The sequence below is a fragment of the Pseudomonas sp. 21615526 genome (assembly GCF_013386245.1).
Lineage (GTDB): Bacteria > Pseudomonadota > Gammaproteobacteria > Pseudomonadales > Pseudomonadaceae > Aquipseudomonas.
This window is the reverse complement of record NZ_JACAOM010000008.1, coordinates 25,835-37,990: the sequence shown is the minus strand read 5'-3', so window position 1 is coordinate 37,990 and position 12,156 is coordinate 25,835. Positions and strand designations below refer to the sequence as shown.

Below are 12,156 nucleotides of genomic sequence, written 5' to 3'. Positions count from 1 at the left end.
AGGGAGCGGGCTGCTTATCCTCTCGCCACCACCAACCGATGCAACGTGATCTTGCGCACCTCCTGCTTGCTCACCTCGATGTGAGTCTTGAGCAGTTGCTGCGCCAGATCGTGGTGCCGTGCCGAGATCGCATCGAGGATGCTTGCGTGTTCCTCATAGGTCGCTGCAATACGTGATTGCTGAGTGAAATCCAGCCGCCGAATGATGCGGATTTTCTCGGTTATCTCGTAATGCATGCGCGCCATTTCAGCGTTGCCCGTGGCCTGCACCAACCCGCAGTGGAACTCCTCATCCAGCGCGCAGACGACCTGTGCGTCATCCAGCCGGGCACTTTCGTCCACCCGCCAGATCGCTTCAAGCCGTTCAAGCCCCTGCTCCGCCATGCCACACAAGCGGCTGACGGCGGCCAACTCCAGCACGATTCTTACGTCGTAAAGCTCTTCGAAATAGTTGAAGTCGAACGGCCGCACCTGCCAGCCACTCCTGAAAAACACCTCCAGGTACCCTTCCCGCTCCAGCCGATACAGCGCCTGGCGCACCGGCGTGCGGCTGGCCTGCATGCGCTCGGCCACGTCGCCTTCGCTGAAGCGATCACCCGGCAGCAGGCGAAAGCCGAAGATGTCGTCCTTCACCTGCTGGTAGACCCGTTCCGCCAGGCTGTCCGGCCGTTCGCCGGGTTTTCTCGTGGTTGAGAGCTGCATGCCTAGTTCCTGCTCGCCATGTACGCGCGCCAGCCGCCGAATTCGGTGATGTCGGTGGCGCCTGCCAGGGCCCAGGGCTCGCAGATAAAACCCTTCACGCTGCGCCCGTCCGCCAGGGTGAGGTTGCCGATGCCCATCGGCGCAGGGATCTCGGCGACGAACTCACCAAAGCGGGCGACAGGCATGTCCCACAGCTCGACGATGATCGAGCGGCCCGAGTCATCCCTGGCCAGCCCCGGCTTGGGCGGAACCGTGCCCGGCAGTGCATGCAGGCGGTAGTTGCTCGCTGTCAGGGTTTGCTCCACCAGCACGGCGTTGCGGCTGGTCAGCTGGAAGTTCAGCGGCATCCCGGTGAGATGCGCCCCAACCACCGCCACCCGCACGCTGCCGGGCGCCTGTCGCGCCGGTGCCGGTTGCGGCAGATTGCGTTGGGTAGCGCCCAGCGGAAGATCAAGGCCGGCCTGCCAACGCTTGCCCAGATGCGCCAGGGCGGCGTCGTGCCAGGCCGGCGCGATAAGGGTGATGCCGCACGGCAGGCCGTCGCTGCGCAGCCCGGCGGGCACGGCCAGTGCCGAGAGGTCGGCCAGGTTGGTGAAGTTGGTGTAGAAGCCAAACTGCGAGTTGTAGAGCACCGGCTCCACGGCCATTTCCGCCAGGGTGCGGATCGTCGGCGATGTCGGCACCAGCAAGGCGTCGAAACCGGCCAGGGTGTCGTTGATGCGGCGGCTCAGTTCGGCGCGCAGGTATTCGGCTTTATAGGCATCGCAGGCGCTGTACGTGTGACCGTTTTCCACAATGCCACGCACCACCGGGTTGATCGCTTCGGCGTTGCTGGCGAGCATGCCTTCCAGTGCCACCGTGCGCTCCGCAACCCAGGAGCCGTAATAGAGCTGCTCGGCGAGTTGCTGAAACGGGCTGAAATCCACCGCCGTGATTTCGGCGCCGAGGGACTGGAACCTGAGCAGCGCCTGTTCAAATACGGCCTGGTTCTGCGCGTCGCCAAAAAACTCCAGGCTGGCCGGAACCGCCAGCTTGATCGTGGCGCTGACCGCTACAGGAGCATTGTTGGGATTGACGCGTGAATAGGCGTCGCTGGCGTCGTAAGCAGCAGCGAGGCCCGCAACCGTCTCGGCATCTTCAACCGTCAGCGCAAACACCGAAATACAGTCCACGGTACGACAGGCCGGCACCAGTCCGGTGTTGGACAAGCGCCCCTTGGTCGGCTTCAACCCGACGATATTGTTGAAGCCCGCCGGCACCCGCCCGGAACCGGCGGTGTCGGTGCCCAGGGAAAACGCCACCAGCCCGCGGGCAACCACCGAGGCCGAACCCGAGCTGGAACCGCCGCTGACATAGTCCGGGTTAAAACTGTTGCTCACCGCGCCGTAGGGCGAGCGTGTACCCACCAGGCCGGTGGCGAACTGATCGAGGTTGGTCTTGCCCATCAGGATCGCCCCGGCCGCCCGCAACCGCGCCACCACCGAGGCATCCGCCGCGGCGGTATAGGCAAACTCAGGACACGCCGCCGTGGTTTCCCAACCTGCCGCATCGATGTTGTCCTTGATGGCAAACGGCACGCCATACAACGGCAACTGGTCGATATCGCCGTCGACCGCCGCAAGCCGCTCGGCCAACTGCGCCAACTGGTCACGCAATTGCTGCGGTTGCACCCGGCTGATCCAGGCATTGTCCTCGGCGGGGAACGTGCTCGCCAGGGTCAACAGGATGTCGGGAGTCAGCGCCTGGCTGCGGTAGGCAGCTTGCCATTCACCCAGGGTCCAGCCGAGTTGTTCGTTGCGCATTGAGGATTCCATCTTGTATCCAAGTTTGGATTTCTTTTAGCAAACCCTGGGCCAATCAGCTGCAAGCCAATGAATACGTGAGGTTGACAGAAAACCCACCGATGGATCGCCTCCAGCCGTGCTCCGTCATGAAGCAGCAATGCGCCAAAAAAAGACATTCTGGCGGCCGCGCGGTTGCGAGCGGCCCGATACCGGCCTATGTTCGAAACCATGTTGTAAACGCTGCTGTCCATCCCATACGCCCTTTCCGTAGCCAGGTGACGACATGCCCACCGCTTCCCGCCCCGCCGTGCTCGAACTGATTGGCAATACCCCGCTGGTGCGGGTCAGCCGCTTCGATACCGGCCCGTGCACGCTGTTCCTCAAGCTTGAATCCCAGAACCCCGGCGGCTCCATCAAGGACCGCATTGGCCTGGCCATGATCGACGCCGCCGAGCGGGATGGCCGCCTGCGCCCCGGCGGCACCATCATCGAAGCCACCGCCGGCAATACCGGCCTCGGCCTGGCCCTGGTGGGACGCGCCAAAGGCTACCGGGTGGTGCTGGTGGTGCCGGACAAGATGTCCACCGAGAAAGTCTTGCACCTGAAAGCCATGGGCGCCGAGGTGCACATCACCCGCTCGGATGTCGGCAAGGGCCACCCCGAGTATTATCAGGATGTGGCGGCGCGACTGGCCAAGGACATTCCCGATTCGTTCTTCGCCGACCAGTTCAACAACCCAGCGAACCCCCTGGCCCACGAGACCAGCACCGCCCCGGAAATCTGGGCCCAGACCCAACATGACCTGGATGCCATCGTGGTTGGCGTCGGCTCGGCTGGCACCCTCACTGGCCTGACGCGCTTCTTCAAGCGCGTGCAACCCGACCTGGCCATGGTGCTGGCCGACCCGGTGGGCTCGGTAATGGCCGAATACAGCCGCAGCGGCACCATGACCGAACCCGGCTCGTGGGCCGTGGAAGGTATCGGCGAAGACTTCATCCCCTCCATCGCCGACCTCTCCAGCGTGCGCCACGCCTATTCCATCAGCGACGAAGAAAGCTTCGACCACGCCCGCCAACTGCTGCGGGCCGAAGGCATTCTCGGTGGCTCCTCCACCGGCACCCTGCTGGCCGCAGCCCTGCGTTATTGCCGCGAACAGACCGAGCCCAAGCGCGTGGTCACCTTCGTCTGCGACACCGGCACGCGCTACCTGTCGAAGGTCTACAACGACCAATGGATGAACGACGCCGGCCTGCTGCAATACAAACACTACGGCGACCTGCGCGACCTGATCGCCCGTCGTTTCGAGGATGGCCGGGTGATCAGCGTCGGCCCCGACGACAGCCTGCTCACCGCCTTCCAGCGCATGCGCCTGGCCGACGTCTCACAGCTGCCGGTGCTGGTGGACGGCAAGCAACTGGTGGGGGTGCTCGACGAGTCGGATGTATTGCTCGGCCTGCATCAGAACGCCGCGCACTTTTCCATGACCGTGGGCAGCGCCATGACCAACGCCCTTCACACCCTCGCACCCAGCGCCAGCCTTGCGCAATTGCAGGCCGAGCTGGATCGCGGGCTGGTGGCAATCATTGCCGACGCCTCGGGCTTTCACGGCCTGATCACCCGCGTCGACCTGCTCAATCATCTACGGAGATCCCTTGCATGACCCAGCACGATAAAAGCGCCTTCGCCACCCGCGTGATCCATGCCGGGCAATCCCCGGACCCGACCACCGGGGCGCTGATGCCGCCGATCTACGCCAACTCCACCTACCTGCAAGACAGCCCCGGCGTTCACAAGGGCTTCGACTACGGGCGCTCCCACAACCCGACGCGCTTCGCCCTGGAACGCTGCGTGGCCGACCTGGAAGGCGGCACCCAGGCGTTCGCCTTCGCCTCCGGGCTGGCGGCGATTTCCACCGTGCTGGAACTGCTCGACGCCGGTTCCCACGTGGTTTCCGGCAATGACTTGTACGGCGGCACCTTCCGCCTGTTCGACAAAGTGCGCCAGCGCAGCGCCGGGCATCGCTTCAGCTTCGTCGACCTGACAGACCTGTCGGCCTTCGAAGCCGCGCTGCAGGACGACACGCGGATGGTCTGGGTCGAAACCCCGAGCAACCCGCTGCTGAGCCTGACCGATCTCAGTGCCATCTCCCGCATCTGCAAGGCCCGGGGCATCATCTGCGTAGCCGACAACACCTTCGCCAGCCCCTGGATCCAGCGCCCGCTGGAGCTGGGTTTCGACATCGTGGTGCACTCCACCACCAAGTACCTCAACGGCCACTCCGATGTAATCGGCGGCATTGCAGTGGTGGGCCAGAATCCTGAACTGGCCGAGCGCCTGGGCTTCCTGCAGAACTCCGTGGGCGCGATTGCCGGGCCGTTCGACGCATTCCTGACCTTGCGCGGGGTGAAGACCCTGGCGCTGCGCATGGAGCGCCATTGCAGCAATGCGCTGGAACTGGCGACGTGGCTGGAGCAACAGCCGCAAGTGGCGCGGGTTTATTACCCAGGCCTGGCATCACACCCGCAGCATGAGCTGGCACGCCGGCAGATGCGCGGGTTTGGCGGGATGATTTCGGTGGACCTGAAAAGCGACCTGGCAGGAGCGACACGCTTCCTGGAAAACGTGAAGATCTTTGCGTTGGCTGAAAGCCTGGGGGGCGTTGAAAGTCTGATCGAGCACCCGGCGATCATGACCCATGCGAGCATACCGGCAGATACCCGGGCGCAGCTGGGGATTGGTGACGGGTTGGTGCGGTTGTCGGTGGGGGTTGAGGACGTGGAAGACCTGCGGGCGGATCTGGCGCAGGCGTTGGCAAAAATCTAACGCGCAAACTGCCGGAGCGAGCATGCCCGCTCCGGCAACACCTTAAATAGCGTAATTGACCTCAACCATCCGCCCGGTCTTGATGGACTCCAGCGCACAGTCCGCCAAGTGCAACGCATACAGCCCATCGCGCATGTTGGTGGGCAGCGCGCGCCCCGCGCTCAGTGCCTGGATAAACTGCCCCAACTCATTGCGGTAGGCATCCGCATAACGCTCCAGGAAGAAATGCTGCAACGGCTCCAACGCCTCGGTGTGCTCGTGGTTCCAATGGCGCAAGGTGCTGGGTCGATGGTTATCCGTGAGCAGCACCCCCTTGGCCCCGGATACCTCAAGTCGCTGGTCATACCCGTAGACCGCCTCCCGACAGCAGTTGATATGGCACTGTTTCCCGGATGCGGTGCGCAGTAGCACCATCACGCTGTCGAAGTCGTCAATCTGCGCCAGGCTCGGGTCTACCAGCCGGCTGGCTATCGCGCCGACTTCGATGGGCTCTTCACCCAGCAGGTGCCGCGCCATGTCGAAGTCATGAATGGTCATGTCCCGCAGGATGCCGCCGGAATGTGCCAGGTAATCCCGTGGCGCCAACCCCGGGTCGCGGCTGGTGATGATCACCTGCCGCACAGCACCAATTTGCCCCGCTTCGATGGCCTGGCGCAGGCGCAGCGTGTCGGGATCGAAGCGGCGGTTGAAGCCCAGCATGACTTTACCGCCCTCGCGCTCCACAGCTTGCGCCGCCGCCCGCGCCTTGGCGAAATTCAGGTCAATGGGCTTCTCGCACAGCACGGCCTTGCCCTGGGACACGGCCGCCAGCAGCAAATCGATATGAGTGTCGGTGGGTGTGCCAATCACCACCGCGTCGATATCGTCCCGACTTAGCACTGCTGCGCAGTCATAGGCCGCCTCGCAACCCAGCTGCGCAGCCAAGCCATCGACGCCCTCCCGCCAAGGGTCGGCGACCACCACCAGAGTGGCATCAGGATGGGCCGCGACATTGGCCGCGTGAATGTTGGCGATGCGCCCTGCACCAAGGACAGCGATACGTAGCATGGTCGAACTCCTGGGATTGTTATTGGGTTTGGAGATTCAGTCCGGCAGGTTGAACGGTGTGACGATCTGTACCTGTGACGGCGCAATCGGCCCAGCCTTCCACAGCCGATGAAATTGCAGGATGTGCAGGAACACATGGCGCGCATCGATCTGCAGGTTGTGATCGATAATCGCGGCGACTTTTTCTTCAGCCAACAGCTGGCGATTCTCTTCGTCGAGGTCGTGAGCAATAAACACGTCCAACGGGCGATCCAGAGCCGCGAAGGCGTCGACAATTGCGCGGTTGCCACCGCCGACGCTGTACACCGCCTTCAGTTCGGGATGCTGCTTCAACGCATCGGTGACCCGGGCAAATGTTCGGTCATACACGCCGTACCCACCGCTGATATCCAGTACCCGCAGGTGCGTCGCACGGCCGCGCAGCCACATGCGAAAACCCATTTCGCGTTCTTCCTCGCCCCGGAACAATTCACTGCCAATCACCACCGCCACTTCCTGGGGTTGGGGTGACAGCCAGCGGGACAGAAGGTACGCGGCGGTTTGTCCAGCGGTGCGGTTATCCATGCCTACGTAGCCGATGCGCTCGCTGTGGGGCAGATCGGTGACCAGGGTCACCACCGGAATACCTGCGGCCGCCAGGTGCTTGACCGCCAGATTCACCGCCGGCTCGTCCGCGGCCTTGAGCACCACACCCTGGCTGCCGGTCTCGAGGCAGCGCAGCAATTGGTCGTGCATCGCCTGAGGCTCGATCTCTTCGAACACATGAAACCGCGGGGCGATACGAAACGGTGCCAGGCTGCCCAGTTGGGCGGTGATGGCGGCCTGCACCGCCGCACTGAAGCGCTTGGGCGTGTGCATGATCACATCGACATGAAAGGTACGGCCTACTGCCAGGCCATTTTTTTCCTGGGATTCCAGCTCATCCAGAGCCTGTTCGATACGCCGCCGGGTTTGGGCGTGCACGCTGCCGCGCTCATGCAAGACGCGATCGACTGTCGCCTTGCTGACGCCCGCCTGGGTGGCCAGTTGCTTGATGGAAAAGTGTTTAGCGCGTTCGAGCATGCTGTTGGACCTGAGGTCTTTTTGAGGTCTTTTTGAGACTCGTTGAGGTGACCGCAATGCTAGTCTCAGTTTTGCCCGGCGTCGAGCCCGGCCTTCAAAACAACAAAAACCCAGGAGACCCCGATGCCTTCAACCGACCTCAGCCATACCTTCAAAGGCCAATACTTTGTCGTCACCGGCAGCACCCAGGGATTGGGGGCTGCCGTCGCCCATACCCTGGCGCGGCGCGGTGCTGCCGGCCTGATCATCTGCGGACGCCGTCCGGACCAGGGCCAGGAGCAGGTACGGCAGTTGGCAGCGCTCGATTGCCGCGCGGTGTTTGTCCAGGCGGACCTGGAACAGATTGGCGACTGCCGCGCCGTGATCGAGGCGGCCCGTGCCCACTTCGGCACCCTCCACGGGCTGATCAACTGCGCCGGGATGTCGGATCGCGGCACCATTCTCGACACCTCCCCCGAACTGTTTGATCGACTATTTGCGGTCAATGTGAGGGCGCCGTTTTTCCTGATGCAGGAAGCCTTGAAGCTGATGATCAGCCAGAGGGTTGAAGGTGCAGTGGTCAATATCCAGAGTGTCACCGGCCACGGCGGGCAATCGTTCTTGAGTGCCTACGCGGCGTCCAAGGGCGCTCTCGCGATTCTGACCAAAAACGTGGCGTTCAGCGCCCTGCGCAACCGGATTCGGGTCAACGGCTTGAACATCGGCTGGATGGACACACCGCACGAGGATGAAATCCAGCGGCACTACCACGGTGCCGGGGATGCCTGGTTGGAAGCCGCCGAAGCCGCACAGCCCTTCGGCCGCCTGCTCAAACCTGAAGAGGTGGCCCGGAGCGTGGCATTTCTATTGTCACGCGAGTCGGGAATGATGACCGGCACGGTGATCGACCTGGAGCAAGGCGTCATCGGCTGTGGCGACGGCGGCACCCCACGCCCCGATCAGGCCTTGAGCCTGGTGGAGGGTGCGTGATGCCTGCCTTTGTCAGCGCCGATGCGGTGCAACTGGAAGATTTTCACTCGATCTGTGCCCAGCAGGCTGCTGCCGAGGACTACCCGCACTGCGCCGAAGTGTGCAGCAACATCCCGATCTATCAGGCCCAGGCACTGCGCAACGGCGATCGTCACGCCGTGCTGGACGAACTGCATCGCCTGTTCAGCCAGGGGCCGGGAGTGATGGTGGTGCGCCAGGGCTATGCCGACTTGGACGTGGTCGACCGTCACAGCCAGGTATTCGAAGCGATCTTTGCCCAAGAGGCTGCGCAAGGTGTGGCCGCCGACCACTTCGCCAAGGCCGGCAGTAACGGACGTATCTGGAACTCATTACAGAAGGCCGCACTGCAGTCGCCGGCATCCTTTGTCGAATATTACGCCAACCCACTGCTGGGGTTGATCGCACAAGCCTGGCTCGGCCCGGGCTACCAAGTCACGGCCCAGGTCAACGTGGTGCACCCCGGTGGCCAAGCCCAGCAACCGCACCGTGATTATCACCTCGGGTTCCAGACCATCGACGTGGTGGAGCGCTTTCCGTTGCCCCTGCACACGCTGTCCCAATACCTCACGCTGCAAGGGGCCGTGGCCCATAGCGACATGCCCCTGGAAACCGGCCCGACCCAACTGCTGCCGTTTTCCCAGCAATACCCGCTGGGCTACCTGGCCTGGAGGCGCACTGAATTCATCGAGTACTTCCAGCAGCATGCCGTGCAATTGCCGCTGAACAAAGGTGACCTGCTGTTCTTCAACCCGGCCCTGTTTCACGCCGCTGGCACCAATCGCACACCGGACCGCCGGCGCATGGCCAACCTGCTGCAAATCTCCTCGGCGTTCGGCAAAACGATGGAGGCTGTGGACCGCGACCGGATGATGCTGGCGCTGTACCCCTGCCTGTTGGAGCGCCTGGCGGACAACGTCATGGATGGCGAGGCGCTGCACGCGGTGATCGCCTGCACCGCCGATGGCTATTCCTTTCCCACCAACCTGGATACCGACCCACCCTTACAGGGCCTGGCTCCGCAAACCGGGCAGCAACTGATGTTGCAGGCACTGAACGAACGCTGGCCCTGCGAGACCTTTGCCGAACGCGTTGCGCAACTACACGCCAAACGCCAAGGCTGAGGAATGTTTTCAACGTCTTTCAAAACAACAAAAAAACGGACTGAAACCATGAAAAAACAGCTGCTGACCTTGCTCCTGACCCTCATCGTTACCCCGCTAGCCCTCGCCGAGACACGCATCGGCGTCAGCATCGCCCAGGTGGACGACGTGTTCCTCGCCCAGATGCGTGACTACATGGCGGCCCACGCCAGGGACCTCACCGACGTGACGCTGCAATTCGAAGACGCCCAAGGCGATGTGGTGCGCCAACTGAACCAGGTGCAGAGCTTTTCTGCCCAAGGCATGGACGCGATTATCGTCAACGCGGTCGACACCGCCGCCACCCAGAAAATGACCGTAAATGCCCAGCAGGCGGGTATCCCGCTGGTGTACGTCAACCGTCGCCCGGACATCCCGGTCCTGCCGGCCGGGGTGGGTTATGTCGGCTCGGACGAGATCAAAGCGGGCGAGATTCAGATGCGCTACCTCGCGGAAAAAATGAACGGCAAGGGCAACCTCGCAATCATGCTCGGCTTGCTCTCTAACAACGCCACCCACAACCGCACACAGGGCGTGAAAAACGTACTGAAGGATTACCCCAACATCCATATCGTCGAAGAACAAAGCGCCGACTGGCAGCGCAGCAAGGCCATGGATCTGATGAACAACTGGATCGTCTCGGGCAAGAAAATCGACGCCGTGGCGGCCAATGCCGATGAAATGGCTATCGGTGCCGCGATGGCGATTACCCAGGCCGGCATGCACCCTGGCAAGGACATCCTGGTGGGCGGCAGCGACGGCGGCCCCGCCGGCCTGGATGCGATCAAGAAAGATCTATTGGTAGTCACGGCCTATCAGGACAACAAGGGCCAGGCCGTCGGCTCGATTGACCTGGCGCTGAAGATGATCAGGAAGCAGCCCTACACGGCGGAGCTGACCATTCCCTATCAACAGATCACCAAGGACAACTATCAGGCCTTTCTCACCCCTTGATTGTTATCAGCCCAGCGCCAAGCAGACCGGCCAGCCCCGACAAACAGAGCACTCCCACTCCATAAGCGAGGGTGCGCCAGGGCTGGCGGCCGCTCAGATACATCACCGTATGCATCACACGGACAGCGGTGAACAGACAGAACAACCCCGCGGTAGCGGTGCCTGGCGTTTCCATCGCCAGGCACAGGCCACCCAAAATGAAGAACAACGGAATATTTTCCAGATCATTGGCCCAAGCCTTTTCGGCCCGGGAGACTTGCGGTAACTCCTGGGGATTCGCATCGCGATGGAAGAAAGCTGCATCCTCGTGGTTAGTGAATGCACGGAATCTGAGTCGAAAGAAACCCTGGTAACAGGAGATCGCCAGCATCTTCAAGAACAGCACCAGTACGCATAACGCATAAACCTCCATCACCGGCCCCCTGAAGGTTCGCGGAACCCGTTGACCACGATATACAGCAGCGGACCGATGGATACGAAAACCGCCGTTACCAGTAAATAGGGCAACACCGACGCCAGGGATTTGCCCCTGGCCCGCGCATCCCGGTACATCCATACGCCCGCCAAGGCCGCCATCAGATACAAGTCAATCACCACCTGGGCAGTATCCGGCCTCGATATCAATTCACGTCCGAACGCCATGAGCGATTGTTCGGCGATCAGCATCGTGATCAATGTGTACAGGGCAAAAGCCAACAGCCCGGCCAGGGCAATCCAGGGTCTGCGCATGTTCTCCTCCTTGGAGACAACGGTTCGGGAAGCTGCACATTAGTGATAACGTCGTTCCCCTCTCAATGACCTAGAAGGTCATCGACACCACCGACCCGCACGGCCAGAGTCAACCCATGAGCAGCCAACCTTTCCCCCGCGCCAACCCCGACACTACCGCCGGCACGCAACTGCGCGTGCTGCGTCGGCACGCCAGATTGAGCCAGCTGGAACTGGCGCTGATCACGGGGGTTTCCCAACGCCACCTGAGCTGCATCGAGACCGGGCGCGCCAAGCCGAGCCCGGGCACCTTGCATAATTTGCTGATGGCGCTGGAGGTTCCGCTGGAGCAATGCAACAGCGTGTTCCTCGCTGCCGGCTTCGCCCCGCGCTATGAGGCAACCCCGCTCTCCTCGCCCTCCATGGAGGCTATTCGCGAGGCAATCAGCCATGTGCTCCACGCGAACAATCCTGCACCGGCGATCGTGCTGGGCAGCCACTGGGAAGTGCTCGCCGCCAACGCCAGTACCCAGGTGCTGTTCGAGCTGGTGGGGATCAAACCGGAGGCGGCTGATGGGCTGAATTTGCTGGTCACCCTGCTACAGCCTGGCGGCCTGGGTGATCATTTGATCAACGCTGACGAAATCCGCACCATCGCCTGGCAACGGGCGACGCGCGAGGCGTTGGGCAACTCCGAACTTGCCAGGCTTCTGGACAGCCTGCCGGCCCCGCAAAGTACCGAAGCCTTGGTCAATGAACCGCCGCCACTGGTGCTGACACGCGTCAACTCCCGTGAAGGTGAGCTGAACTTCATGTCGACCTTCACCACCTTCGGCATGCCTCAGGACATCACGGTAACGTCGTTGCGCATCGAGCATTTGATTCCGGCGGATGCGCAGACGTGGCAGGTGATGACCGCGGCGTATGAGCGGTCATTGGTGAGGTAGA

The 12,156-nt window shown here is 62.4% G+C and carries 12 protein-coding genes; 6 read left to right on the top strand and 6 right to left on the bottom strand.

Annotation, left to right across the window (positions count from 1 at the left end):
- Positions 1-14: 14 nt before the first annotated feature.
- Together HX786_RS03430 and atzF are read right to left on the bottom strand one after the other, a co-directional pair.
- Entirely contained in the window at positions 15-701 is a 687-nt protein-coding gene (locus HX786_RS03430) for a GntR family transcriptional regulator (RefSeq protein WP_178911721.1), read from the bottom strand.
- Positions 702-703: 2 nt separating this feature from the next.
- Complete coding sequence (gene atzF, locus HX786_RS03425; RefSeq protein ID WP_178911720.1) at positions 704-2,503, bottom strand: allophanate hydrolase; 1,800 nt, start codon at positions 2,501-2,503, stop codon at positions 704-706.
- 265 nt (positions 2,504-2,768) lie between these two features.
- Here atzF and HX786_RS03420 point away from each other — a divergent pair, with 265 nt between their 5' ends.
- A complete protein-coding gene (locus HX786_RS03420) occupies positions 2,769-4,145 on the top strand; it encodes a cystathionine beta-synthase (RefSeq protein ID WP_003215116.1) in 1,377 nt (458 codons plus the stop codon).
- The gene (locus tag HX786_RS03415) at positions 4,142-5,308 is read left to right on the top strand and encodes a cystathionine gamma-synthase (RefSeq protein WP_102604944.1); all 1,167 of its coding nucleotides are present in this window, start codon (positions 4,142-4,144) and stop codon (positions 5,306-5,308) included. Before HX786_RS03420 ends, HX786_RS03415 begins: the two co-directional genes overlap by 4 nt.
- Positions 5,309-5,350: 42 nt before the next feature.
- Here the strand turns inward: HX786_RS03415 and iolG are convergent, their stop codons facing one another.
- On the bottom strand, positions 5,351-6,355 hold the full coding sequence (gene iolG, locus HX786_RS03410) for an inositol 2-dehydrogenase (protein ID WP_178911719.1): 1,005 nt from the start codon (positions 6,353-6,355) through the stop codon (positions 5,351-5,353).
- A 36-nt stretch (positions 6,356-6,391) separates the two neighbouring features.
- On the bottom strand, positions 6,392-7,417 hold the full coding sequence (locus tag HX786_RS03405; RefSeq protein ID WP_003215111.1) for a LacI family DNA-binding transcriptional regulator: 1,026 nt from the start codon (positions 7,415-7,417) through the stop codon (positions 6,392-6,394).
- 123 nt (positions 7,418-7,540) lie between these two features.
- Between HX786_RS03405 and HX786_RS03400 the strand changes: the two genes are divergently transcribed.
- The 3 genes from HX786_RS03400 to HX786_RS03390 are packed head-to-tail and all read left to right on the top strand — an operon-like array spanning position 7,541 to position 10,500.
- Positions 7,541-8,386 carry an SDR family oxidoreductase gene (locus HX786_RS03400; RefSeq protein ID WP_003215109.1) on the top strand — a complete coding sequence of 282 codons (846 nt, stop codon included), beginning with the start codon at positions 7,541-7,543 and terminating at the stop codon, positions 8,384-8,386.
- A complete protein-coding gene (locus tag HX786_RS03395) occupies positions 8,386-9,528 on the top strand; it encodes a phytanoyl-CoA dioxygenase family protein (RefSeq protein WP_177117421.1) in 1,143 nt (380 codons plus the stop codon). The genes HX786_RS03400 and HX786_RS03395 overlap by 1 nt, the downstream gene beginning before the upstream one ends.
- A 48-nt stretch (positions 9,529-9,576) precedes the next feature.
- On the top strand, positions 9,577-10,500 hold the full coding sequence (locus tag HX786_RS03390; RefSeq protein WP_003215106.1) for a substrate-binding domain-containing protein: 924 nt from the start codon (positions 9,577-9,579) through the stop codon (positions 10,498-10,500).
- Here HX786_RS03390 and HX786_RS03385 read toward each other — a convergent pair.
- Together HX786_RS03385 and HX786_RS03380 are read right to left on the bottom strand one after the other, a co-directional pair.
- The gene (locus HX786_RS03385) at positions 10,490-10,912 is read right to left on the bottom strand and encodes an MAPEG family protein (RefSeq protein WP_177122225.1); all 423 of its coding nucleotides are present in this window, start codon (positions 10,910-10,912) and stop codon (positions 10,490-10,492) included. The genes HX786_RS03390 and HX786_RS03385 overlap by 11 nt on opposite strands.
- Entirely contained in the window at positions 10,912-11,229 is a 318-nt protein-coding gene (locus HX786_RS03380) for a DUF2834 domain-containing protein (protein WP_003215101.1), read from the bottom strand. Before HX786_RS03380 ends, HX786_RS03385 begins: the two co-directional genes overlap by 1 nt.
- Before the next feature lie 116 nt (positions 11,230-11,345).
- Here HX786_RS03380 and HX786_RS03375 point away from each other — a divergent pair, with 116 nt between their 5' ends.
- The gene (locus HX786_RS03375) at positions 11,346-12,155 is read left to right on the top strand and encodes a helix-turn-helix domain-containing protein (protein WP_174717786.1); all 810 of its coding nucleotides are present in this window, start codon (positions 11,346-11,348) and stop codon (positions 12,153-12,155) included.
- Position 12,156: the final 1 nt, after the last annotated feature.